The 24,766-nt window shown below is 65.5% G+C and carries 17 protein-coding genes and 1 riboswitch; of the genes, 3 read left to right on the plus strand and 14 right to left on the minus strand.

What is annotated here, in order from left to right:
• Nucleotides 1–8 precede the first annotated feature (8 nt).
• From H5T73_06650 to H5T73_06695, 10 genes are all read right to left on the minus strand, one after another.
• On the minus strand, nt 9–944 hold the full coding sequence (locus tag H5T73_06650; GenBank protein ID MBC7247440.1) for a prepilin-type N-terminal cleavage/methylation domain-containing protein: 936 nt from the start codon (nt 942–944) through the stop codon (nt 9–11).
• Between the two features lie 13 nt (nt 945–957).
• Nucleotides 958–1,569, minus strand: coding sequence for a hypothetical protein (locus tag H5T73_06655; protein MBC7247441.1), 612 nt, complete (start codon nt 1,567–1,569; stop codon nt 958–960).
• Between the two features lie 14 nt (nt 1,570–1,583).
• Nucleotides 1,584–3,269 carry a Flp pilus assembly complex ATPase component TadA gene (gene tadA, locus H5T73_06660; protein ID MBC7247442.1) on the minus strand — a complete coding sequence of 562 codons (1,686 nt, stop codon included), beginning with the start codon at nt 3,267–3,269 and terminating at the stop codon, nt 1,584–1,586.
• Between the two features lie 52 nt (nt 3,270–3,321).
• Nucleotides 3,322–3,720: a response regulator gene (locus H5T73_06665; protein MBC7247443.1), complete on the minus strand. Its 399-nt coding sequence runs from the start codon at nt 3,718–3,720 to the stop codon at nt 3,322–3,324.
• A gap of 325 nt (nt 3,721–4,045) precedes the next feature.
• The gene (locus tag H5T73_06670; protein ID MBC7247444.1) at nt 4,046–5,251 is read right to left on the minus strand and encodes a molybdopterin molybdotransferase MoeA; all 1,206 of its coding nucleotides are present in this window, start codon (nt 5,249–5,251) and stop codon (nt 4,046–4,048) included.
• Between the two features lie 160 nt (nt 5,252–5,411).
• Nucleotides 5,412–6,347, minus strand: coding sequence for a substrate-binding domain-containing protein (locus H5T73_06675; protein ID MBC7247445.1), 936 nt, complete (start codon nt 6,345–6,347; stop codon nt 5,412–5,414).
• A 40-nt stretch (nt 6,348–6,387) separates the two neighbouring features.
• Nucleotides 6,388–7,488, minus strand: coding sequence for an ABC transporter ATP-binding protein (locus H5T73_06680; GenBank protein ID MBC7247446.1), 1,101 nt, complete (start codon nt 7,486–7,488; stop codon nt 6,388–6,390).
• Entirely contained in the window at nt 7,485–8,252 is a 768-nt protein-coding gene (locus H5T73_06685; protein MBC7247447.1) for an ABC transporter permease, read from the minus strand. Before H5T73_06685 ends, H5T73_06680 begins: the two co-directional genes overlap by 4 nt.
• 81 nt (nt 8,253–8,333) lie before the next feature.
• Entirely contained in the window at nt 8,334–9,212 is an 879-nt protein-coding gene (locus H5T73_06690; GenBank protein ID MBC7247448.1) for a substrate-binding domain-containing protein, read from the minus strand.
• 5 nt (nt 9,213–9,217) lie between these two features.
• Entirely contained in the window at nt 9,218–9,400 is a 183-nt protein-coding gene (locus H5T73_06695; GenBank protein MBC7247449.1) for a hypothetical protein, read from the minus strand.
• Between the two features lie 705 nt (nt 9,401–10,105).
• Nucleotides 10,106–10,221, minus strand: a riboswitch (molybdenum cofactor riboswitch).
• Between the two features lie 382 nt (nt 10,222–10,603).
• On the opposite strand from H5T73_06695, the gene H5T73_06700 reads away from it, so the two are divergent.
• A complete protein-coding gene (locus H5T73_06700) occupies nt 10,604–12,043 on the plus strand; it encodes a PAS domain S-box protein (protein MBC7247450.1) in 1,440 nt (479 codons plus the stop codon).
• 165 nt (nt 12,044–12,208) lie between these two features.
• Here the strand turns inward: H5T73_06700 and H5T73_06705 are convergent, their stop codons facing one another.
• Nucleotides 12,209–14,569, minus strand: a complete 2,361-nt coding sequence (locus H5T73_06705; protein ID MBC7247451.1) for a formate acetyltransferase — start codon at nt 14,567–14,569, stop codon at nt 12,209–12,211.
• A 426-nt stretch (nt 14,570–14,995) separates the two neighbouring features.
• On the opposite strand from H5T73_06705, the gene H5T73_06710 reads away from it, so the two are divergent.
• Complete coding sequence (locus H5T73_06710; GenBank protein ID MBC7247452.1) at nt 14,996–17,224, plus strand: methyl-accepting chemotaxis protein; 2,229 nt, start codon at nt 14,996–14,998, stop codon at nt 17,222–17,224.
• Here the strand turns inward: H5T73_06710 and H5T73_06715 are convergent.
• Nucleotides 17,205–18,644 carry an amidase gene (locus tag H5T73_06715; protein ID MBC7247453.1) on the minus strand — a complete coding sequence of 480 codons (1,440 nt, stop codon included), beginning with the start codon at nt 18,642–18,644 and terminating at the stop codon, nt 17,205–17,207. The two genes, H5T73_06710 and H5T73_06715, sit on opposite strands and share 20 nt — an antisense overlap.
• Nucleotides 18,645–19,658: 1,014 nt before the next feature.
• Here H5T73_06715 and H5T73_06720 point away from each other — a divergent pair.
• Nucleotides 19,659–20,756, plus strand: a complete 1,098-nt coding sequence (locus H5T73_06720) for a zinc-ribbon domain-containing protein (GenBank protein MBC7247454.1) — start codon at nt 19,659–19,661, stop codon at nt 20,754–20,756.
• A gap of 229 nt (nt 20,757–20,985) precedes the next feature.
• On the opposite strand, the gene H5T73_06725 is transcribed toward H5T73_06720, so the two are convergent.
• Both H5T73_06725 and H5T73_06730 read right to left on the minus strand, forming a co-directional pair.
• Nucleotides 20,986–21,759, minus strand: coding sequence for a sigma-70 family RNA polymerase sigma factor (locus tag H5T73_06725; protein ID MBC7247455.1), 774 nt, complete (start codon nt 21,757–21,759; stop codon nt 20,986–20,988).
• Between the two features lie 340 nt (nt 21,760–22,099).
• Nucleotides 22,100–24,745 (minus strand): FAD-dependent oxidoreductase, encoded by a 2,646-nt coding sequence (locus tag H5T73_06730; GenBank protein ID MBC7247456.1) that lies wholly within the window; start codon nt 24,743–24,745, stop codon nt 22,100–22,102.
• Between the last annotated feature and the right edge of the window lie 21 nt (nt 24,746–24,766).

The following is a 24,766-nucleotide window of genomic DNA, read 5'->3' on the forward strand; positions in this document are numbered from 1 at the left end:
CATCGCGGTTATTCCTTGATCACCCGGAGGGTGGAGATATCGATCTCGTTGGCGGTGCTCACCGTCTTGTAATACCACTTGCCCCTGGACACGTCGTATATCAGGGAACCCCCGCTCTTGGAGGTGAGGACCAGCTTCTTCCCCTTCACGCTCGTAACCTCGAAGGAGTAGCCGGCCTCGGGGGCCACTTTGACGCGGGAGCCCGCGGGAACGTAGTAGGCGTGGTCCACGGGGAGCTTCCAGTCCTCGGGATCAAGACCGATATCCGTGTAGGCGCGAGCGCCGGAGCTCGCCGGGTACTTCTCGTACTTCTCGTAATATTCCTCGATGAGGTCGATCATGCCCTTGGTGATCTCCTGGAAGGTATCCCCCAGGGGGGTTTTCCTGCTCGGCGCTTCTTCCTTCTCTTTCACGTGGCTCCAGGCCACCGCCCGCGGCACGTCGTGCTGGAACTCCTTGCCGTCCGCCCGTACTCCCACCCGGTTATCCGTCAGGCAGGTCACGGTGTGGCCGTCGGTGAGGTAATCGCACATGCCCGCCACCTCCCCCACGCCCCTGCCGTTGGAGGGACAGTCAAAGGGACCGCCGCCCTCTTCGAAGTAGGTGGCCAGGGAACGGCCGGGATCACCGGGGACGTTTCCCCTGATATCTATATACGCCTCGCCCCCTCCCGGGAGGCAGGAATCGGTGATGAACTCCTCGTCGGGGTGATCGGCCCTCCAGCGCATTATGGCGAACATGATAGAGCGCTGGTTATGCCAGCAGACGCCCCTCTCGGCCATGTCCCGCACCGAGGCGAAAACGGGAACCGCCAGGCCCACCAGGATACCCAGGAGCAGGATGACGATCATGAGCTCGATGAGGCTGAAACCGCGGCAGTCCGCCAGGCGCGGGCGTCGCGCCGGCGCGCCCTTTCCCTTTTCCTCTCCTCTATATTTTTCCATGTACGGCCACCCCCTATTCCGTCACCCGGGGCTTATTCCCCTCATCCGCCTCGATCCCGGAGGCCTCGTGCGCGCCGGGGTTGGGACAGCTCAGGCGATAACCCAAGCCGTCGCAAGAATATGCGTAGGGGGCGCCCGTCGCCGGGCACGCCGCCTCCCTGTCCAGGTATGCGCCCTTCAGCTCCTGCAGCGAGGAGGGGTATTGCCCCTTCTCCTCCCTGTAGCGCGCAAGCGCGTCCCTCACCGCCTGCATGGAGAGGATGCACTCGTCCCGGTTCCGGGTCAGCTCCTGCTGCGGCGTGGCCTCCGCCCTTCCGGAGTGGAGGGTGAGGCGCCCGTAAACGAGGAACCCCGCGCAGGAGAGGACGAGAACGGAAAGGATGGCGGCCATCACGATGAACCCCCGCGAACCTACCTTGCGCCGCGACGCGAACGCCTCCCGCTCGCGCTCGCCTTCCTCCCTTCTCCTCGAGCGGAGGTCGGAAAGCTGGCGTTCCACCGCGCAGTCGTAACAGAAAGCCTCCTCCCCCTCGCGCAGCTCCACGCACTGCTCGCACAGCTCCCTGCCGCAACCGGCGCAGCGCGCGGATGCCGAACGCTCCGGGTGGTTCACGCATTGCGGCATCTCCTCTCACCCCCTTACCTGGGTACGCAGCGCATGATCTCCTCCAGCGAGGTCACGCCTCGGGATAACTTCCTCACCGCGTTCTGCCACATGGTCCGCATCCCCTCCCGCATGGCGACCTCCGTCACTTCCCGCGGGTCTACCCGGAGGTCCATCCTGGACTTGACGGCGTCGCTCACGCCCAACACCTCGAAGACCGCCGTCCTCCCCTTGTACCCCGTATGGTTGCAATACCTGCAACCAACCGGCCGGAAGAACTCGTTCCCCTCCTCCTCGATTCCCAACCCGGCGAGGGTTTCCGCATCCGGGCGGTAGCTCTCCTTGCAGCGCGGGCACAGCTTCCTGACCAACCTCTGGGCGATGACGAGCTTCACCACCTCCCGCACGTAGTAGGGCTCCACGCCCATGTCCAGAAGGCGCGGAAGGGCCTCCACGGCCGCGGTGGTATGTAGGGTGCTCAGCAGCAGGTGCCCGGTCATGGCGGCCTGCATGGCTATCTGCGCCGTCTCGCGGTCCCTGATCTCCCCCACCAGTATCACGTCCGGGTCCTGACGTAGCACCGACCTGAGGATGGTGGAGAAGGTCAGGCCTATCTTGTGGTTGACGGGGATCTGGTTGATCACGCGCAACCTGTACTCGACGGGGTCCTCGATGGTTATCACCTTGCGGGTGATATCGTTAATCTCGTTGAGCACGGCGTAGAGGGTGGTGGTCTTTCCGCTTCCCGTGGGGCCGGTGACCAGCATAAAACCGCTGGGGTCCTCCAGGGCGCGCAGTACCTTGCGCATGTCGTCGTCCTCGAAGCCGAGCTCGGCGAGGCCCACGGCGGCGTTGGACTGGTCGAGTATCCTGAGGGTCACCGATTCCCCGTAGATGGTGGGGGCGGTGGCCACCCGGAAGTCGACGTCCTTGCCGCCGTAGCGGACGAAAAAGCGGCCGTCCTGTGGCAGCCTCCTCTCCGCGATATTCAATTGGGCGAGAACCTTGATGCGGGAGACCAGGGGGTTAAGGGCCTCCACGGGGAGTATCCTGGCCTCCATGAGCACACCGTCCAGGCGATAGCGCACGCGCACCAGGTTCTCCTCGGGTTCTATGTGCACGTCGCTGGCCCCCTCCTTTATGGCCCGCGAGAGAAGGAGGTTGGTGAGTTTTACTATGGGGCCCTCCTCCACCTGGATCTCGTCGACGCTTTCCGGTTTGTAGCGGTCCACGAACTCCAGGTGCTCCTCGCCGAACGTGGCCATCTCCTGCTCCAGGCCGCCCTCCCTGAAGAAATAGTCGATGGCCTCCAGGATGTCTTCCTCGTCGCTCAGCACCGGTTCCAGGGTGTAACCGGAAGCGAAGGCCAGCATGTCAAGGGCGGCGGTGTCGAAGGGACAGCTGACGGCGATGGTCAGGATGTCTCCTACCAGGGTCACGGGGATAGCCACCAGGTTGCGGGCCATGTTAGCGGGGATCGACTTGACCGCCTCGGGGTCTATGAGGTCCACGGACAGCTTGACGTAGGGGATATCGACGTGCTTGCTGATGAATTCCTGCAGCTGCTCCCGGGTGGTGAACCCCTCTTTTATGAGCACTTCCTTGAGGCGCAGTCCCGTGTTCTTCTGGAGTTGCAGGGCCAGCTGGAGTTGCTCCTGGGTGATGATCCCCTTCTCCACCAGGCTGTTTCCGAGGCCGCCGTCCTGCTGCCTTCCCTCCATCACCTTCACCTCCGGGCCAGACGCCGAGCTCCCGACGCCGGTGAACGCAGCCTCACGGGTTGACGCTGCCGGCGAAGGAGCGCAGGACGTCCTCGACCTTGTGCAGGAATTCCTTCCTTTCCTCGGGCGTGGATGGCTTGACCAGGTAGATGTCGGCGCCGGCATCCAGCGCGATCTGGCGGTAGTTGGCCTTGCGGTAGATGGAGCTGTTCATGATTATGGGGGTATGCCCTCCGTCGTCCAGCTCCCTTATGCTCTGCACCAGCTTGAAGCCGTTGAGCTTGGGGATGAGACAGTCGGTGATCACCAGGTCCGGCCTCTCCTCGAGGAACTTTCGCAGGGCGATCTCCCCGTCCCTCGCCTCGATGACCTCGTGCCCCTCGGCCTGCAGGGTTTCCTTCATCACGCGCAGGATGAGCTCGGAGTCCTCGACGAGTAATATCCTGGCCATTTTCACTCCTCCTTGGTCCTCCCCTTACGCGGGCCGCCCCTTCCGGTGCTTCCCGAAGTCCCCCCCTCGCCGGTTAACGTGGAGAAACCCGGGGTTGATGGTGACAACGGCCGCGCTCTCTCATATCCTTCTTCTTTGATTTTCGGCTCCCGGGGAGGGGGGTTTAGCAATATGAGGCCGTCTACGAAACTAGGTAGGCAAAAATCAACCCTCCGGTCATGGGGGAGCTTTCCGCCCAGGTCCCGCCTCGTTCGTCCGCTCGCGGCGGCCGCGGGTGCCGATGCCGACCGGTGGGAACTTTTCCGGCTTCCCCAATCCGTCTCTTTCAGCGGAGGAGCTGCAGTGTGACCTCGCTCCCCGGCTCCAGGCGGCCCACCTCCTCCGGCAGGACCGCCAGCGCGTTCCCCGCCACCATGGAACTGAGGATGCCGCTGCCCTGGGGGCCGGTGGGGCGGGCGTGATAGCGTCCCCCACGCCACTCGGCGATGACCCTTATGAACTCGGTGCGGCCCGTTCTGCGGCCCAGGGGGGCGTCGAGGACGGCGGTGACGGTGGGGCGGAAGAGGTCGCGCCTTCCCATCATCCTCAGGAGGGCGGGGCGGACGAACTGCTCGAAGGAGACCATCACCGACACCGGGTTTCCCGGCAACCCGAAGAGCGGTTTTCCGCGGATATGCCCGAAGGCCTGGGGCTTTCCGGGGCGCATGGCCACCTTCCAGAAGTTCATCTCGCCCAGCTTGCCCAGAACATCCTTGACCATGTCGTAATCCCCCACCGAGACGCCGCCGCTGGTAACGAAGAGGTCCACGCGTTCCAGGTTCTCCAGGATGGTCCTCTCCAGGAGCGACGCATCGTCGCGCACCACGCCCAGCCGCAGCGGCTCTCCTCCCGCCTCGCGCACCATCCCGTAGAGGGTGTAGCTGTTGGAATCCCGTATCTTGCCGGGGGAGAGCTCTTCCTCCACCCCCACCAGCTCGTCGCCAGTGGAGATGATGCCCACCACGGCACGCCGGAAGCAGCGCACCCTGGCGTGCCCCAGGCTGGCAAGCATTCCCAGCTCCGCCGGCGCGACGAGCCTGCCCGCCTCCAGCACCTTCTCCCCGGCGCGCACGTCCTCGCCCGCCCGGCGCACGTTGGCCCCCCTGGCGAGCTCTTCCATGACCTGCACGCGGTCCCCCTCGCCGCGGGTGGCTTCCACGGGGACCACGGTGTCTGCTCCCGGCGGCAGGGGCGCCCCGGTCATGATGCGCAGCGCCTCTCCCCGCGCCACGGTGACCCCCGGCTCGTAGCCGGCGGGCAGGTCCCCCACGACGGCCAGCTCCACCGGGCGGCGCGGAGACGCCCCGGCGAGGTCCGCGGCGCGCACCGCGTAGCCGTCCATGGCCGAGTTGTCGAAGGGGGGGATGTCGTGCCCCGCCACAACGTCCTCCGCCAGGGTCATGCCCAGCGCGTCCTGCAGCCCCACCTCCACCTCCGGAAGGGTGTCGATGGACGCGAGGACCGCCTCGCGCGCCTCATCAACGCTCAACATCCTCATCCCTCCTCGCGTGGCGTCCGTCCACTCGCAACCGCTCCCTCAACCGCTCCCCACGCCACGGTCCCGCCGTGACCACCTGCCGCGGGCCCTCTCTGCGGCGGGCGGCGAGAGGGGCGGCTTCCCGCTCCCGCCTGCCGCACGGGGCGCCGCGAAGTCACTGCTCTTCTGGGGGCGCCACCCAGCAGCCCAGGGCGAGGTGCTTCCTCGCCCTCTCGGAGAGGAGATATTCCGTGAACTCCCGCGCGCCCGCCACGTTGGTGTCCGGGTAGGGCAGGGCGCTCACCGCCATCACGTAGTAGGAGTTGACCACCTGCCCGCCCCCGTCGTATATCACCTCGAGCATCAGCTCACCGCGTATGCTCTCGTACGTGCTGCGGTCGCAGAAGGCATAAGCGCCCTCGCGTGAGGCACGCCGCAGGGCGTCTCTCATGTCCCCCTCCTCCCTCTCCATCCAGTCCTGGAAATCCTCCACCCCCGCCGCCTCCCACAGGGAATAAGCCTGGAGCGATACGCCGGACCCGTCCGTGCGCATGATGAAGGGGCGTCTTGCCTTCGCCACCCTGGTGAAGGCCTCGGGAAAGGAGGTGGCCCCCGCCGCCTGCGCCGGGTCTTCCGCCGGGCCAACCAGCAGGTAGTCGTCGCGCATCACCTCGCGCCTTCCCTCCACATAACCATAATTTTCCAGAGACTGCGTCTCCTCGGAGACATGGGCGAGCAGGACATCGCAATCCCCGTGCTTGGCCATCTCCAGGAGTTCCCGGTCCACCGCCGTCACCAACTCCACCTCGTAGGGGGAACCTCGCTCGAACTCCTCCACCCACGCCTTCAGGACGCCGAAACCCTCGAGGTCCCGGGTGGCCGCGAGGACCAGTGCGCCCCCGCCCTTTTTCCCGCAGCCCGCCGCCGAGAAAGCCAGGATCAGCACGGCGACGGCAAGGCCGGATACGCCGCAAAGGCCCCTGCCTCTCCCGCCTCCCCTCACGTGCTCACCCCTGCCTTTCCCGCCTCTCCTCACGTGCTCACCCCTGCCTTCCGCACCGCTCCCGAACCTCCACATCGCCTCCACGCCCGCGCGGCCTCCTGCCCTCACCCCTCTTTTCCTCATGCGGCTATTTTATCTCACCAGCCCTTCACCCGGTGCGCGTGAAGGGCATGACGTGCAGGGAGGTGGCCTTTATCGCCGCCGTCAGTTCCTTCCCCGGCTCGATGCCCATCTCCTCCCGGGACGCCCTCGTGACGTGGGCCACCAGGGGGAAGCCGCAGTCGAGCCTCACCCTCACCATCCCACCCATCTCCCTCACCTCCAGCACCCTGGCCCGCAAGCGGTTACGCACCGAGCCCGCCTCCGCGGCCTCGGAAAGCATGGCAACCTCCTCGGGATGCACGAGGACCTTCACCCGCGAGCCGGCAGGTAGTTCGCACACCGCCTCCAGCTCCAGGCCCGCCACCAGGACGCGCGCCGCACCCGCATGGCACCATGTAACCTCGCCCTCCAGCAGGTTCTCCGCGCCCAGGAACTCCGCCACAACGTCGTTCACAGGCCGGGCGAAAACCTCCCCCGGCCTTCCCGCCTGGAGCAGGGTCCCCCCGATGAGCACCGCCAGCCGGTCGGCGATCTCCAGCACCTCGTGATAGTCGTGGGAGACGTAGATGGCGGTCACGCCCATCTCCCGCACCATGCTCGAGATGTACTTCCTGAGGTCCCTGCGCGAGGGCGTATCCAGGGAGGCCAGGGGCTCGTCCAGGAGCAACAGGCGCGGCCTCAGCACCATGGCCCGGCCCAGCGCCGCCTTCTGGGCCTCGCCGCCGGAGAGGGTCATGGCGTCGCGCTCTGCCAGCTCCTCGAGGTCAAGCTTGGCGAGCATCTCTTCCACCAGCGCCCGCTTCTCCTCCTTCTTTACCTTGCGCACCTTGAGGCCGTAGGCTATGTTCGCCCGCACGGTGCGCTTGAAGAGCAAGGGGTCCTGGAAGATCATCGCCATCTGCCTGGCCAGGTCCCCCCTCTCCCGCCGTTTCATGTTCGAGAGAAGCGAACCGTCCCAGAACCGGATCTCACCATTCGTTGGCCTCTCGAGCAGGTTGATGATACGGAGCAGGGTGCTCTTTCCCGAACCGTTGGGGCCCACGATAGCCAGTATCTCCCCCTCCAAGACCTCCAGGCGCTCTACTTCCAGCACCCGGCGGTCCCCGTAGAAGTGCTGCAGGCCCTGGATGGTCAGCAACGGGTTCAAGCCGGAGCCCCCTTGCGACGCCGGGAGAAAAGGCTGCGGGCCACCCTGGCCGGATGGCTCAGCAGGGTCCCCTGCTGCAGCAGGGTCATGATCCACACCAGGAGGAGGGTGATGCCCAGGAGGATGATCCCCAGGGCGATGGCCATGGTGCTGTTCCCCCTGCTCACCTCGAGGACGGTTGCGGTGGTCAGGGTGCGGGTGTAGGGCTCTCCGCCCACCAGCAGGTTGCCCCCCACCATCATCGCCGCCCCCACCTCGGAGATGATCCCCCCGAAGCCCGCTATGACGGCGGCCAGGAGCGAGAGGCGGGTCTCCCGCAGCAGGGTGAGGATGGACCCCGCCTCGCTGGCCCCCAGGGACCTTGCCTGCATGCGCAACTTCGGGTCCACGTTCTGCAATGCGGCCATGGTGATACCGGCGATAAGGGGCATGGCCAGGACGATCTCGGACACCACTATGGCCTTGGGGGTATAGAGCCAGTTCAGGAATCCCAGGGGGCCCCTCCTCTTGAGGAACATGTACACGAACAGGCCCACCACCACCGGAGGCAGGCCCATGCCCGCGTTGACCAGCGTTACCAGCAATTTCCTTCCACGGAAGCGGTAGACGGCGAGGGCCGAACCCAGCGGTATGCCCAGCAGCAAGCCCACCACCGTGGCGATGGCGCACACGTAGAGCGTGAAGAGGGTGATCTTCACCACGTACGGATCCAGGTGGACGATGAGCTTGAGGGCTTCCACGAACCCACGCCAGATGTCTCCCACGCTATCGCTCACCTCCTTTAGGGGCAACGCTTTATGTGCACGGCCCGCGGTGTCCCCACCGGGCATGCGCACCGGGGACCTTCATCCAACTTGACGCGTAAAACCGGCCTGGAGCGCATCGGGGTAGAAGAGCGGCTCGCCGTACTCCTCAACGCCGAATCGATTGAGAGATTCCTGTGCCCGGGCGGAGACGCAGAAGTCGTTGAAGGCCTGGGCGCCATCGTAGTTCACGTCGGGCCACTTCTCCGGGTTGACATTCATGACATGGTAGTGGTTGAACAGCGCCGGGTCGCCCCCGCAGACGATCACCAGGTCCAGCTCGTCCTTCATACTGAGGTAGGTTCCGCGGTCGGACAGGGTGTACGCTCTCTCCTCGGAAGCGATGCGCAGGGTATCGCCCATTCCCCTTCCGCTCTCGAGGTACCAATCGCCCCGGGGCTCGATTCCCGCTTTCTTCCAGATGCCCAACTCCTTGACGTGGGTCCCCGACCCGTCCCCGCGGGATATGAACCGCGACCCGGCGGCGGCGATTGCGGCGAACGCGTCCGCCGCGGAGGCGCTTTCCCCGGCCCCTGCGGGATCGGAAGCCGGGCCGACGATCACGAAATCGTTGTGCATGACGGCCCTGCGGTCCACCGCGTAACCCTCGGCCACCAACTCCTCCTCCGCCGCGGGGCTGTGCACCAGCATGACGTCACACTCCCCGTTGCGGCCCATCTCCATGGCCTGCCCGCTTCCCACCGCCACCACCTTCACGGAGTAGGGGTTGTCCTCCTCGAACATGGGGATCCATTCGTCCAGCAGGCCCGAGTCCCGGGTGCTGGTGGTGGTGGCCAGGATGAGCTCGGTCCTATTCATCGCCTTACCACCGCCATCGCCGCATCCCACCGCCAGGGCAAGCAGGAAGAAGGCGGCCATGGACAACGCCGATCTCTTCCTAAAAACTCCTTTATCTACCATATTTCTTAAAAACAGCCCAGGGAGCACTGCACTATCTTGACGTTCAGCGCGTTGGCGGCCTTCCCCACCTCGAGGGGCGGCACGCCCAGCTCCTCCGCCAGCTCGAGGGCGATTGCGCATGGGATGCGCCCTTCCTCCGCCCTCTCTCTCACCGCCTGCAGGACCCTGTCGTCGACTTCCGCGGACATGAGTTCACCTCCTATCCTTCCCACCGCCCGGGAGAGTACCACCTCCCAGGCCCTTTCCCTGCCGAGTTCCGCCACCATGACCGGCTTAGCCCAGGGATTGATCTCCTTTATCTTCCTCTCGAGCTCCAGCGCCTCCCTACCGGTGATCCCCTCCCCCCCGTTCACCACCACCGTGTGGGCCTTTTTCAAGGCCTCGAAAGCCGAGGGCTTGAAGCCCGCGAAGGACGGGGTCATGACGAAGACGGCGTAATCGGGTTCCAGGAAGCGGAGGACGCTGTTGCCCTCCACGATGATCACCGGGGCCGCTAAGCGCGAGAGCGCCGCTGCGAGATCCCGCTCCAGGTCCTCCCGCGTGCTCCTCACCCAGAGCACTGGAAAGGCGCCCGCCAGGCGCAGGCGCCCCGTGTCCGTTTCGGGGCGCGCGGGTACCTCGCCTTCCTCCATGATCACCTCTCCCAGCGGCCTCTCCTCGTGCATGGAGACCTTCATGCCCGCACAGGCGCGGCAGTGTGAGGCGAGGTAGGCGGCCAGTGAGCTCTTGCCGACGTCCTTGCTGGCCCCCGATACGGTTATGATCCTGGCGGCGGAAGCGGGATCGCGCGGCGCGGGGTTGCGCGGCGACTCCACGCCCCGCGCGGGGTCCCGCGTTCCGTCCGTCCGGCGCGTGTCCGAAAAAAACCCGTCCGGAGAGGACGGGCGCGCTTCATCGCTCAATAACCTCTCCTTTCCAAGCACGGGAGGCGCCGGCGTTTCCACCTGCACCCTATCGGTCCGGTTCCATAGCCGAGGCCTTAGGAAACGGGACTCGGAGAGCCTTCGTTCAATTGTCAACGCTTTTGCATTATATCCACCGCCCGCATGCGGCGCAAGGCGGGTGGCGCGCACGAGGCGGCACCCACCGTGGCGGATCGCTTCCCCGCGAAAAGCGCGCGACGGAACGGCAACAGGCCCGGGAACCCCCTGGCCCCCAACGCCCGCAAGAACGCGCCGCTTCCGCAAAACCAGGTCATAACCGCGACGATGCCGACGAACCGTGAGGACCTGGCGACATCTTGATATATAATGATGTAAACGCTTGCGCGGCAGCCGGAAGCGGGTGTCGAAACGGCGGCAGGGCGGGCGGCGGGCATCGCGCGGCGATATGTCCGTCCGGGAGTAGCATACTGAGAAAAAACCGGGTAGGGAGTTGACGGAGCCTTCGACATGGGAGAGGGAGAGGATAAGGACCGCTTCCGGGCCATCATCGAGAACCAGGCCCTGGGGATAAGCGAGGTGGACGAAGGCGAGATGTTTCTCTTCGCCAACTCCGCGGCGCACGGGATATTCGGCGTCCCGCAGGGGACCCTGGTGGGCAGGAACCTGCGGGAGTTCACGGACGAGGAGAGCTTCCGACAGGTGCGGGAAGAGACGGAGGTGCGGAAGAAAGGCGAGAGCAGCACCTACGACCTGGCCATCATCCGCGGCGACGGCGAGAGGCGCATCATCAGGGTCACCGCCTCCCCGCGCTTCGACGCGAACGGCCGCTACCTGAGCGCCCTGGCCATCTACTCCGACGTCACGGAGCTGAAAAAGGCGGAGGAATCCCTGCGGCGCAGGGAACGCTATTTCCGGGCCCTGCTGCACAACGCCGCGGACATGGTCACCATACTGGACGAGGACTTCCGCTTCCGCTGGGGCAGCCGCTCCACGGTCACCGTCACCGGCCACAACGAAGCGATCTACGGCAAATCCATTCTCGACTTCATCCATCCCGACGATAGGGAGGGTTCGCGGGCGGACCTAACATTCGCCCTCCGCAATCCGAGGACCCCCGTCCACGCCGTCAGGCGCTTCCGCCACGGCGACGGGAGCTACCATTACCACGAGGCCATCGTGAACAACCTCCTCGACGACCCCGACGTACGGGGCATCATCATCAACTCCCGCGACGTCACGGAGCGCAAGCTGATGGAGGAACAGCTGGTGGCGCGCAACCGCGAGCTGGACGCCTTCGCCACCACCGTATCCCACGACCTGCGCACGCCCCTCTCCATCATCACCGGTTACGCGCAGCTCCTGCAGTCGGACGACCTCACGGACGAGGAGAGGAAGGCCTACGTCGCGAGCATCGCCAGGGCGGCCCAACGGCTGGACGATTTCACCGCCTCGCTCCTGGTATACGCGCAGGCAGGCAAACCGGAGGGAAACATGGTCTCCCTCGATCCGGGGACCGTGATAGAGGAGGTGCTGTCGGAGCGCAAGGGCGACTTGGAAACCTCGCACATCGAGGTGGAAGTGTCAGAGGAACTGCCGCTCATAGTCGCTGACCGCTTCAAGCTGCACCAGGTCATCTACAACCTCCTCGACAACGCCATCAAGTACACGGCGGAGGCGGCGAAACCACGCGTAGAGATCGGCGCCGCACGCCAGGGAGGCCTGGTGACCTTCTACGTGCGCGACAACGGGTGCGGCATCGACCCGCGCTTCGTAGCCGACATCTTCCTCCCCTTCAAGCGCCTGGAAGGTGGGAAGTCGCACGGGCTGGGCATCGGCCTGGCCACCGTGAAGCGGGCCGTGGAAGCCTGGGGGGGACGCGTATGGGTGAACTCCCGGCCCGGCGAGGGTTCCACCTTCTTCTTCACCGCGCCCGCCAGCGACGACTGAGGGCCCACGCTTTCTCGCCGCCGACGAAGCAACCCCTATCTGGTAGGTATGCCGGTTCCGCGAGGCGACGACTGATGGCCCAAGCCTTTTCCCCGCCGACAGCCGCAAGCCGTTTCGGCCCATGCGCCGGGGAAGGGCGAACGGAAGGGGCGGGATCTCCCGCCTTCATGCGCCCCCGTCCCGCCGCCAGCGGGAGATGATCTCCTCCTTGGCGGCATCCGGAAGGTCGTCGAAGTAGGCGCAGTATCCCGCCACCCTGACCACCAGCCCCGGGTACTTGCCTGGACAGCGCCGCGCGTCCTCCAGCATCTCCGGGTCGAGGACGTTGCACTGCAACTGCATCCCGCCGGCCTCGAAAAAGCCGCGCATGAGCGCCGCCAGCCTCTCCGCCCCCTCTTCGCCCCGCAGCTCCGTGGGGGAGAAGCTCAGGTTCAACGCGCACCCGTTGGGCATGAGGCGCGAATCCAGGCTGGCCACCGAACTCAACACGGCGGTGGGGCCGCGGCGATCCTGCCCGTTCGCCGGGCCCAGGCTGGCGGCCAGCGTCTCCCCGGCGCGGCGCCCGCTGGGGAGGGCTCCCACCTCTCTCCCGAAGGCCACGTGGCAGGTGACGGAATAAAAACCCGGGACGTAAGGTCCGCCCCTGGTGTTGCGATGGCGCGCCAGGGAATCGTGGAAGACGTGTACAACCAGGTCGGCGTAACCGTCCGGCAGCGGGTGGTCGTTGCCGAACTTGGGTGCCTTGAGCAGCTCCGCCCGCAGGCGCTGCGCGCCGCTGAAGTCTTCCCGCAGGGCCGCGACCACCTCTGCCACGGTGTATTTCCCCCTGCGGAACACCACCTCGTCCAGGGCTGCAAGGGAGTCGGCCACGTCGGCCACCCCCACCCCCTGTATGCCGCTCGCGTTATACCTGGCCCCGCCCTCGGTAAGGTCCTTTCCCGTCTCCAGGCACCCTTCCACGAGCATGGAGGAAAAGGGCGTGGGATGGTAGTCCCGGTTACCCATTTCCACTACCTGGAAATCACCTACCATGCGGTCCACCATGGTGTCCACCTGGCGGCGGAAGGCCGCGATGACGTCATCCATGCTGCCGAAGCCCGCGGGGTCGGGTGTAGCGGCCCCCACCCTGCGCCTGCGGCCGAAGCGCCTCCCCCCGTTGAGGGCCAGCTCCAGGCAGAGTGGCAGGTTGAAAAGGGCGGCGTCCGTGGAGAGGAAGCTGACCCCCGGAAGCGCCAGCTCAACGCATCCCACTACGGCGTAATCGCGCGCCTCCCGCAGGGGATATCCGTGATGGACCAGGGAGGCCACCGCCGCCCCGTCGTTGAACACGGCGGGGACGCCCTTCCCCTTGCGCGCCACGTCCGCCACGCGGAGCAGGTACTCCGGCGGGGAGCCCGCATGCACGCGCGCCTGGTAGTTGGGGTCGCGTAATCCCGCTTCCTCCATGACGTCCAGGAAGAGGTAGGTGAGCTCGTTGACGGCGTCTCTCCCCTCCCGGTCGGTGCCGCCCACGATGGCCGCCTGGACCACCAGGTATCCGCCGTGATACTGGCTGATCCTCTCCGAGAGGAGAAAGACGTGCTCGGTGGCCTTGGCGCTGAAGCATAGCAGCAGCTCCCTGGCCCTTTCCGGATCAAGGCGCCCTTCCTCCACGTCCCCGCGGTAATAGGGATAGAGGTACTGGTCGACGCGCCCGAAGGAGACGGCGGAATTGAGGCTCTCCAGGTTGACCGCCAGGTGGGTCAGCCACAAGGATTGCAGCGCCTCGTGGAAGGTCTCAGCCGGCTCCCTCGGGACCTTGCGGCAGATGCGGGCGATCTCGCGCAGCTCCTCGCGGCGCACGGGGTCCGCCTCTTTCTCCGCCAGCCCTTCCGCTTCCGCGGCGAGTCTGCTGGCAAATATTACCAAACCATCGCAGGCAATACGCGCGGCGCGGTACAGGTCGCCTTCCTTTCCCTCCATGCACGCAAGGTAACCTTCGATGCCCTCCCGGAGCATCCTCTCGTAGTGGGGAAGGAAATGACCGATCCCGCCGGCCTCGTTGATCAGGTAGTAGGCGGGCCGGAGCTGCTCGCGCACGTAGCGCACGAGGTGACGCTTGTCCCGGAAGGCGCGGAAGTTCATGTTGCGCGTGAGCCAGTATGGTATCACGCCGAAGAGTATTCTCAGGCGGTCGGGCCAGGATATGCGCAGGGGCGTGGTCTTCCGCCTCTCGATCCAGAGGAGGTCCTCGCTCATGAAGACGCCGGCCAGCTCCGGCTGCATGATGGCGGAGATGCGGTACGAACCCACGTTGCCCACGATGAGCTCGTCCGGGTAGATGCGCACGGACTTGTTGGCGAGGACGTGGCGCAAGGCCCGCGCCTGGCGTACGGGCACCGGCTGCGTGGGGTCGTCGTGCTTCCTGAAATATTCCGTGACCAGGAGCGCCCTTTCCGGGCAGAGATGCACCGGCGTGGAGAGAAGGGTTTCCCTGATACGCCGGAAACGTTCGCTGCGCGTGGTCTCGGCTCCGGTACGCTCCATGCCTCCTCGCCTCCCCGCGACGATATGCTCCCTCTACCGGTACCATCCCGGTATTCGCATTTTAACATCCGCCGCCCTTTTTTCGTGACGTCCCACCCCCCTGACCGGTTCGCTTACGACCCCGTAGCGAGCGCGGGGCCGCGACACGGGTCGCGACATGGGTGTCCTCCCGCAAGTTCCCCCGGGAGAGGCTCTCCAGCGCCGCGGGCATGCGCCGCGCGGCCGGGAACGCCGTCACGGGTGATCGCCGCGCCGCCGGTAGGCCCGCCACTTGCCCGCCCCCTTCCGGCTCCCCGCGGCGGTTAAGGCGCGAGAATGAGAGGTCGATTAAAGCAAGTGACCAGCGCGTCCGCAGTAAAGTGACCTGCGGTTCGCGTCTCCGGCAACGCGCGAAGGGAAGCGGGAACGACGGGGGGGCGACCGGACTTGACGGAAAACGAAGGGGCGCCTGACGGCGCCAGGAGGCTGCGGGCGGAATTCGCCGCCGCCTCGAGAAAGCTTACGCTCAAGGTCTCGCTCTCGGCGGGGACCCTGCCGCTCCTCATGCTCGCCATCTTTTCCCTTACCGTGTTCCGCTTCGCCGCCCGCCAGTATCTCGTCTATATCCTCGCCATCGGGGTGCTGGTCATCCCCTTCGTGGTCGTCTGCGTTCTCATCTATCACAACCTGCAGCGCCGCCTCTACCGTCGCCTGCGCTCGTGGTTCGACAAGGCGAGGGACCCCGCGTCGCAGAGCGACCGCGACCTGGCGGTCAGGCTGCAGGGTGAACTCTACCGCTCGGCCTTCATGCACGGCGCCCTGGTCTCGCTCACCATCCTGCTGAGCCTGGCGCTGGGCGTGCTCATCTTCGGGCGTTTCGCCGACTTCACCCCCAATCTCACCCTCTCCTACATCGCCTTCGGCCTTGTCCTGGGCGTTACGGAGTGGTTCCTGACCGTATTCCTCTCCCACCGCGAGATGCGACCCGTCATGGAAACACTGCTCGCTTCCTGCAAGGGCTTCGGGTATCACTCCGCCACCGGCCTGGGCAAACGCCTCGCCTCCCTGGCCGCGGTGCTCATCATCTTCACCCTGGGCACCACCTGGGTCGCCGCCTCCTACCTCTCCGGCCAGGACCTGAAAGGCGAGCTGGAGAAGCGGGGCGCGGACAACGTGCGCCTGCTCGCGCAGCGCCTCTCCGCCGCCATCCGCGAGGAGGTCCCCCCTTCCGGCATGGAGGCCATCGTCGAGGAATCGGCCGTGACCACGCGGGAAGACCTGCGCGTCATGGACGCCGACGGATCCGTCTTCTTCCGTCACGACGGGATCTCCCTGGGAGAAGATGCCTGGCAGGAACTGGTAGGCGAGGCGGCCCCGGAGGGAAGCGAGGCGGCCAGCTTTATCAGGGCTAAGGGCGGCCACGAGTACCTGGTCACCGCCGCCGCCCTCCCGGACCTGCCGGGGTGGAAGGTCCTGCGGGCGGGCCGCACGGGCGTTTCCTTCCACGCCATGTGGCGGCTCACCCCCACAATGGTCCTTCTCGCAGCCTTCAGCGTCCTGGTGGCCGCCTTCATGGTCCTCATCCTCTACCACAACTTCGCGGATCCCCTCAAGCGCCTCGTCGGCATATGCCGCGTGGTGGGCAGCGGAGACCTCGACGTGGAGGTGCCGGTGGATTCACTGGACGATGTGGGAGAACTTACCAGTTCATACAGCGACATGCTGGCCTCCCTGCGCCGCATCAGCCAGGGCCTCCTGGAAACATCGGGAGAGGTGAGCGAGGGGGCGGAGAACATCGTGGCCGTCTCCGAGGAGATCATGGCGGCCATCGAGGAATTGAACGCCCTGGTGCAGGACCTCTCCGGCCAGATAGAAGACGAGGTCGAGCACATCGTGAAGGTCGAGGAGATAATGGCCGGCGTGGCGGAGACCATATCCCTTTCCCACGCCCAGGCGGCCCAGAGCCAGGAGATCAGCCAGGACGCCGAGAGGGTCGTGCTCGAGGGCAGGGAATCGGCGCGGGAAGCCGTGCAGAAGATCGGCGACTTCAAGGAGACGCTCGACGTCACCATGGACGCCATCCTCTCACTGGGCGAGAGCTCGCGCCAGATCGGCACCATCGTCGACATGATCACCCGCATCGCCGACCAGACCAACCTCCTCGCCCTCAACGCGGCCATAGAGGCGGCCCGCGTGCCGGAACACGGCAAGGGCTTCGCCGTGGTGGCCGGCGAGGTGAAAAAGCTGGCGCAGGAAGCGGGGGCCTCCGCCCAGAAGATAAGCGACCTGGTGCGGGCGATCCAGAAGGACGTCGAAACGGCGAAAAGCCTCATGGAAAAGGGGACCATGGGCATGTACGTGGGCATGGAAACGGTGGACCGCACCGACAGGGCGCTCCTCTCCGTCTCCGAGGCCGTCAGCCGCATGTCCCGCCTGGCGGAGAGCATCGCCCAGGCCTCCTCCCGTGAGCTCGACCTTAGCGAGAGGCTAACCGCCTCGCTGGAGGCCATGCGCTCGAAGGTGGAGAGTACCGCCGAGGCCTACGAGGAGATCAACGCCTCGTCGGAACAGCAGACCCAGTCGACCACCGAGCTCACCGCCACCGCGGAGAAACTCGCCGAGGTGGCCCACTACCTCCTCGACCTGGTCTCGCAGTTCAAGGCCGGCCGGCGTTGAGGGGAGGGCGCCGCTGCGCCCAGGGCCTCGCCTCCTCCAGCTGCGCCGCCAGGCGGAAGAGGGTGGCCTCGTCTCCGAACTTGGCTATGAGCTGCACCCCGATGGGTGATCCTTCCTCGCTCCAGTGCAGGGGGACGCTCATGGCCGGCAGGCCGGTTATGTTGCAGACCACGGTGAAGGGGACGAAGTCCGCGGCGCGTATTATCCCCTGCAGGGGGTTGTCGGGAGGCGAATCGAAGGTCCCCAGGGGAGGCGGCGGTTCCGGCAGGGTGGGGCTGATCCAGACGTCCAGGCCCTCGCTCTGTCGCGCCACGTCCCGGGAGAAGCGCTGCAGGGCGGTCACAGCCATCATATACTGGGGCGCGGTGAAGCCGCGCGCCATCTCGATGAGGGCCCAGGTGAGGGGCTCCAACTGGTCGGGCGTGGGCTCCTTCCCCAACGCCACTTTCGCCGTTTCCGCCGTCCAAGCCTGCATCCCGCTGTAGAGCACCATGAAGTGGGGGGTGATGGCCGGGATGTCCACCTCCAGGTCCTTCTCCTCCACCTGGTGTCCGAGTTCCTCGCACAGCCTTGCCGCTTCCTCCACCGCCTTAACGCAATGGGGATGGACAACCTCGTCCTGCGCCCGCACGGTGTAAGCGATGCGCAACCTCCCCGGGTCCGCTCCCACCTCCTGCAGGAACGGCCGTGCCGGGGGCGGCGCCCAGTAGGGGTCGCCGATATCGGGGCCGCAGGTGGCGTCGAGCAGGGCGGCGCTGTCCCGCACCGAGCGTGTCAGGGCGTGTTCGACCACGAAGCCGTTCAATATGTCCCCGAAGTAGGGGCCCAGAGGATTGCGGGCCCGCGTGGGCTTGAGGCCCAGGAGCCCGCAACAGGATGAGGGGATGCGGATGGAACCCCCGCCGTCGTTGCCGTGAGCCATGGGGACCATGCCCGCCGCAACCGCCGCCGCCGACCCGCCGCTGGAACCCCCGGGGGTGAGACCGGGGTTCCAGGGATTGCGGGTGGGGCCGAAGGCCTGGGGCTCGGTGGTGGGAAGGATGCCGAACTCGGGCACGTTCGTCTTGCCGATGATCACCAGCCCCGCCCTGCGCAGCCTGACCACGAGCTCGCTGTCATAGTCGGGGACGTAATCCTGGAAAAACGCCGACCCGAAGGACATGCGCACGCCCTTGTACGCGCACAGGAGGTCCTTCAGGAGGAAGGGGACGCCGGTGAAGGGTCCCTCCGGCAGCTTCCCCTGCGCTTCCTTGCGGGCCTGCTCGTACATGGGGGTGATCACCGCGTTGAGCTGCGGGTTGAGCCGCTCCACGCGCTCGATGGCCGCCTCCACCAGCTCGATGGGCTTGACCTCCTTCTTGCGCACCAACTCCGCCTGCGCCGTGGCGTCCAGGAATGCCGTTTCCTCCGCCAGAGACATGTCCCTCATCCCCCTTTCCTTCACCCGCGCCGTTCTTGATGTTTCGCCGCCGAGTCAGGATCCGCGGTCACGAACAGCTTCTGGATCGCCGTGACCCGCGCCCTTTCGAGGAGATTTTATACCTTTTCCTCCGCAACCTCCACAGACCGAATCCCGCAACAGATGGGATAAAAACGCAACGCGCGGGGTCAGGCATCGAGCGTTGCGCTCCTCGGGATGACGTTTCCGGTGAGATTGCTTCGCTTCGCTCGCGATGACGTTTAAAGCGCTCCTCGGGATGACGTTTCCGGTGAGATTGCTTCGCTTCGCTCGCAATGACGTTTAAAGCGCTCCTCGGGATGACGTTTCCGGGGGCTCCTCGCGATGACGTTTCCGGTGAGATTGCTTCGCTTCGCTCGCAATGACGTTTAAAGCGCTCCTCGGGATGACGTTTCCGGTGAGATTGCTTCGCTTCGCTCGCAATGACGTTTAAAGCGCTCCTCGGGATGACGTTTCCGGGGGCTCCTCGCGATGACGTTTCCGGTGAGATTGCTTCGCTTCGCTCGCAATGACGTTTAAAGCGCTCCTCGGGATGACGTTTCCGGTGAGATTGCTTCGCTTCGCTCGCAATGACGTTTAAAGCGCTCCTCGGGATGACGTTTCCGGGGGCTCCTCGCGATGACGTTTCCGGTGAGATTGCTTCGCTTCGCTCGCAATGACGTTTAAAGCGCTCCTCGCGATGACGTTTCCGGGGGCTCCTCGGGATGACGTTTCCGGTGAGATTGCTTCGCTTCGCTCGCAATGACGTTTAAAGCGCTCCTCGGGATGACGTTTCCGGGGGCTCCTCGCGATGACGTTTCCGGTCCCCTGTCATTGCGAGGAGTCGCGTTCCAAGTATGTCATTGCGAGGAGGCGCGCCAGCGCCGACGAAGCAATCTCGCCTTTATGGGGTAGAATAAACAAAGGATTTGGAACGGCTCATCCCACGCGCCCGAATCGAGCATAGGGGGGAGCCAAGAGGCAAGGAGAGATGTGATGTACTGCGAGCAGTGCGGCAAGGAGATCCCCCCCGAAAGCGAATTCTGCGGTTATTGCGGCGCCGCGGTCGGAGCCGGCGCATCCGGGGGGACGCCTCCCCCTCCCACGACACCTCCGGCCTACCAGCCGCAGCCCCCGCCACCCGCGCCGGGCACCGTGCCGCCGGCACCGGGAGTCGCCCTTCCGGGACAGCCCTACCAGGCATACCAGCAGGCCGCTCCCGGTGGTCCCGCGACCAGGAAATCGGCACTTCCCTGGATCCTGGGCATCCTCGGCGTCGTGGTGGCGGCGGCGGTTGTGCTGGTGCTGGTCTTCGTGGTCTTCAAAGGGGGAGCTGATACCGGCGGGCCGGAGGAAGTGGTCAAGACCTTCTTCAAGGCCATGGAGAAGAAGGACGTAAACGCGCTTCTCGACATCATGGAACCGGACTTCGTCTCCCGACTCAAAAAAGCGCTGGGAAAAGAATACAAGGATATGCTCGAAGAATTTCTGGTTGATTCTTACATCCCGGACGATCTGAAGGTAGACATCAGGAAGATGGACACCGATATCGAGGGCGACCGTGCGGAGGTGACCATCCTCGAGGGCACCATGACCTACACGGACGAGTCCGGCGACAAGGTCAGGCTGGAGGCGTCCGAGAGCGATATGGATGTCATAAAGCTGGTTAAGGAAGGGGGTAAATGGTACCTGTCCGCCGAAACCCTGGAGGACATGGGTCTGGACATCGAGGACATCGAGGACTATTTCTCCGGCTACGACCTCGAGGACGAGGACGACTATGCCGGTGAAGACGGTTACGCGGATCACGAGGATGGCCGGGACTACGACGACTATACCGACTACGATGACTGGTCCGAAGAGACCGTGGTCGAGCTCCCCGTGGACACGTACGATGAAGCCCTCCTCCTGGTGCTTCAGGACCCGCTCGTACAGGAATGGTGGGCCACGGTCGAGAACCCGGACTGCGAGATCTTCGAGGAGGACGACAGCTACCAGGTGCGCTTATTCGAGTGGACCGGCGTCGATACCGTCGATTTCGGCTGGTACGCGGTGGACAAACAGACGGGAGAGGTTTACGAGATCGTGTATTGAGCACTTGGGGAACACGATAAACGGCAACGACTTTCCGCCGTGCTCGAACTCCGGGGTTATTTAGGGGGTTGAGGCTAGTTTCAACCCGAGTCCGGGCCGCGAAAAACGGTGACCATATCCATACAGGGCGTCGCTGCGAGGCGCTGTACATGATTCGGCTGCCGTGGACCCTTTGCCGTCCGAGGTCGAACGGCCCGCTGCCCGGAGCCCGCTAGGCGATATGGCCACGTCACGCGATATCGCTCTCCAGGTCGCAACCCCTGCGTAGCAGCTCCACCGCCTCCCTGATGATGCGCGAGACGTGCATCTGCGATACCTTGAGCTCGCGCGCGATGCGCGCCTGGGTCCAGCCCCTGCGCAGGCGCAGCTCCATGATCCTGCGGTGTCTGGGGGGCAGCTCGGCTATGGCGCTCTCGATGAAGACGTCCTCCTCCACCTTCTCGTAGGCCACGTCGTATGCTCCCACGCAGGCGCCCAGCGTCTCGCCGCCCTCTTCGCCGCGCGAGGCGTCCAGAGAGAACATGCCGCTGTTGCGCTGCGCCGCCAGCACCTCTATGATCTCCTCCTCGCCCGCGCCCAGCCTCTCCGCCAGCATGGCCACGTCCGGCTCCTTGCCCTCCTGTTCCATCTGGCGCCAGGCGGCCATGACGCGCTGCCTCAACTCGCGCAGGGGGCGGGGCAGCCGGATGAGCTCCAGGTGGTCCCGGTAATGTTTCTTCAGTTCGCCCTCGATGGTGGGATAGGCGAAGGTGATGAAGGATACCCCGCGCCTGGGGTCGAAACGGTGCAGGGCCTTCATGAGCCCCAGCGCCGCCAGCTGGAAGGCGTCCTCGTAAGGGAGGCGGTCCGAGCTGTACCGGTGTGCGAAACGGTGCAGCAGGTCCTCGTACTTCGCGACGAACCTCTCCGTCGCCCTCGCATCGCCGCCTGTTCTTATGCGCTCCAGGAGCGTCTCTTCGCTTTCCTCTCCCGGCTGTCGGCTCACTTTTCCCTTCCCGCCCATATCCAGGACCTCCCTGCAGCGTTGTTTTCCTCTCCCGACCCTTGCGCGCTTCCCGCCTTGGTATCCCTTCCCGGCCCTTCCCGGCGTCCCTTATGTCGGCTTTGCCGGTTTTCTTCCGATTCCCGTCCCTACCGGGCGCCTTTATGCGAGTAAACAATGAGCCGGCCTTCTTCTTCCATGATCTTGCGCATGTCAGGGCGGTAGGCGACAGCAGGACGGCATGCGCCTTCACTGACCTTGAGGATCGTCCCGGACCCGGCCCGGCCGTTCACTGACCCCTGCGCCCCGCCTCCCTTTATATGGATCTCGATACCCTTTTTATCCCTGTATCCTCATATCCTCATATTCTTATCACAAGGTCGCTGAGGGGATAGGACATGCAGGGGTGTATGAAGCCCGCCTTCTCATCCACCCAGCGCTTGAGCACCCTCTGCGGTGCGAAGACCCTCCCCTCCCGCAGCCGCGTGCGGCACACGCTGCACTCGCCGGAACGGCAGATGGCTTCCACCACCAGCCCCGCCCTCTCCATGGAGTTCATGAGGGGCTCCCCGGCGCGGGCCGGGAAGGTCCTGCCGCTGCGCTCTTCGCGCACCTGGAAGACGGTATCGGGGTCCGTGCCCGGCCAGCCGGGTTCCGCGGTGACGTCGGCAGGAGGCCCGTAGGCCTCTCGGCGTATCCTGCGCCGCGGCACCCCCAGGGAGAGGAGGGCTTCCTCGCAGAGGGCGTACATGGGCGCGGGGCCGCACAGGTAGAAGGTCTTGCCCGCAACCTCACCCACCAGCTCTCGGATGGTCCCCGCGTCCAGCAGGCCGCACCTTCCCTCGTAACCCTGCGGCGGCTCCGAGATGACCAGGTCGCAGGTGAACCACGGGTGTTCCGCTGCGAGCTCCCGGAGTTCGTCGCCGAAGATGACGTCCTCCGGGTCCCGGCAACCGTAAAGGAGGTGCATGGTGAGTCCCGTTCCCCTCTCCGCCGCCTCGCGGATCATGGAGGCGAAGGGGGTGATGCCGCTGCCCCCGGCAAGGAACACCAGGTCATCCGTGTCCAGGAGCGGTTCATGGAAAAAGCTACCAGATGGTCCCGTGGACTCGAGGACATCGCCCACCTTCACCTCGTCCAGTAGAAAGTCGGAGACGAACCCCCCGGGCATGCGGCGCACGGTCAGGTCCCAGTGATCCTTCCCCGGAGGGGATGAGATGGAGTAAGGGCGGGAGGTCGCCACGCCGCCTATCTCGCAGAAGAGGTTGACGTACTGGCCGGCGCGGAAGCCCGGCAGGACGCCTTCCGCCGCCGTCATGCGCAGGGTCCTTGTGCTCGCGGTCTCGGGTATGACCTCGCTGACCCTGAGCCTCACGCGGTCCGGGTGCAGTCCCGCGAGGGCCCGCTCTACCCGCAGCAGGGGACTCTCCACGACCTCCGCCCCTTCCGCCTGCTTGGTCACCTCCTCCCTCAGTTTTTGCATGTCCTCCGCGGTGGGGCCGCCCCTCTCCAGGTCGCGCAGCACCCTGCCCGCGGTGAGGAACCCGGAATAGAGGGAGGGCTCGTAGCCGCCCCCGATGTTAACCCAGGCACCGGAGAAATAGAGCCCCCTTAGCGGGCCCTCGGCCGGCATGCGCACTATACCGCTGCCGGTGAAGGTCTCGTCGAACCCGATGATGCTACCCGCCGGGTTGCGGGAATAGCGCATGTTGGTGAGGGGGGTTGCCACCTCGATGACCTCCATGTGGTCGCGCAGGCCGGGGGCGACGTGCTCCGCCAGCTCGAGGGCGCGCTCCGCCACCCGTCGTTTGGTCTCGAAATAGCGCTCGGGCGGGAGCTTCAACCAGGGCTCCGCGAAGGCGATGAAGGTGCACACCAGCGAGGAGGTGCCCGGCGGGGAGAACTCGTCGTCCACCGTGTCGTAGGCGGTCACCGCGATATTCGAAGGCTCCATGATCTCGCCGGACCGCATCTTTTCCCAGCTGCCGTCCACGTCGTAACCCTCGCTGTAGAAGGTCTCGTGGTTGGCGAGTCCCAGGTCACGGTAGGAACAGTCCACGCCCAGGTAGAGATTGACGGTGGAGGCACCCCCGGACCAGGCGCCCAGCCTGCGCAGGTACCAGTCCGGCGTGTTCTCCCTGCCGATGAGCTCCAGGCACGTGAGGTAGGGGTTGGCGTTGCTCACCACTACCGGGCAGGCTATCTCCGTCCCGTCCTGCGCCACCACGCCCGTGACCCTGTCTCCCTCGACCAGGATGCGCCGGGCGCCGTTACGCAGCCAGACCTCGCCCCCCATCTCCTCGATGCGGTCCATGAAGGCCTGGGAGAGGGCCTGCGACTTCCCCCTGACGTGCCATGGCCCGAAGCGCACGTAGCTCACCGTCCCCAGGGCGTAGATGAGGAAGGAGAGGCGCGACGGCGGGTTGCAGTAGTAGCCGCAGATGACGTCGAGCACGGTCCGCGCCGCGGGGTCCTTGATGAGCGGGTCCCTCACCTCCTTGAGGCTGCGGCCGAAGTAGGCGAGCAGGGTAGGAAATTCTTCCGGGTTTTCCGCCACCATCTTCGTGCCCACGCGGTTGGCCCGCAGCGCCTCCTCCGCGAACCTGAACATGATGTCCGTGAATTCCCTTATCCCCTCGGCGTCGCGCGGGAAGCGCTCGCAGAGGACGGCTTCGTATTCCTCCCTGCCCTTGGGCAGGACGATGTCCACGTCGGGGAGCACGCAGCGGTAGAAGTCGGGGATGGGAAGGAATTCCACCTTCTCCGTTATCCCCAGCTCCTTGAACATCCTCCACAGGGGGCCGGGGTTTTTCTCGTCGCCCAGCCCGGAGAGCTCGTGCAGGGAGACCTCGAACTCGAAGCGTCCCCGCAGGAAGGAGGTGGCGTATCCCCCCGGCACGTAATGCCTCTCCAGGAGCAGCACCCTCTTCCCCTCCTTGGCCAGGAAGGCCGCGGTTGCGAGGCCTCCCAGACCCGCGCCGATGACCACCACGTCGTAATCCTTCATATCGACCTACCTCCCGCCCGG

Source organism: Actinomycetota bacterium (genome assembly GCA_014360655.1).
Classification (GTDB): domain Bacteria; phylum Actinomycetota; class Geothermincolia; order Geothermincolales; family RBG-13-55-18; genus JACIXC01.